The organism is Bradyrhizobium sp. MI1.3 (assembly GCF_055811695.1).
In genome coordinates this window covers 1-480 of sequence record NZ_JBVVPQ010000261.1, presented here as the reverse complement: position 1 = coordinate 480, position 480 = coordinate 1, and the positions used below count along the sequence as shown (strand labels likewise).

At 69.0% G+C, this 480-nt stretch carries 1 protein-coding gene; it reads left to right on the top strand.

What is annotated here, in order from left to right:
- Positions 1-480: aminotransferase class III-fold pyridoxal phosphate-dependent enzyme (locus tag AC0L3A_RS40940; protein WP_473256608.1), on the top strand; the 480-nt coding region annotated here is incomplete at both ends.

Genomic DNA, 480 nt, shown 5'->3' with positions numbered 1-480 from the left:
TCCGCCGGCCTCTGGTGCGTCAATGCCGGCCACGGCCGCAAGCAGATCGCCGCCGCCGTCGAGCGCCAGCTGATGACGCTGGACTTCGCGCCGTCGTTCCAGATGGGCCATCCGCTGGCATTCGACTTCGCCGAGCGTCTGGCCGAGATCGCGCCGAAGGGCCTCGATCGCATCTTCTTCACCAATTCCGGCTCCGAGTCGGTCGACACCGCGCTGAAGATCGCGCTCGCCTATCACCGTGCCAACGGCCAGGCGAGCCGCACCCGCCTGATCGGCCGCGAGCGCGGCTATCACGGCGTCGGATTCGGCGGCACCTCGGTCGGCGGCATGGTCGCCAACCGTCGTGCCTTCGCGACCCTGCTGCCGGGCGTCGACCACATTCGCCACACCCACGATCTCACCCGCAACGCCTTCGCCAAGGATCAGCCCGAGCATGGCGCCGAGCTCGCCGATGATCTCGAGCGGCTGGTGGCCTTGCAC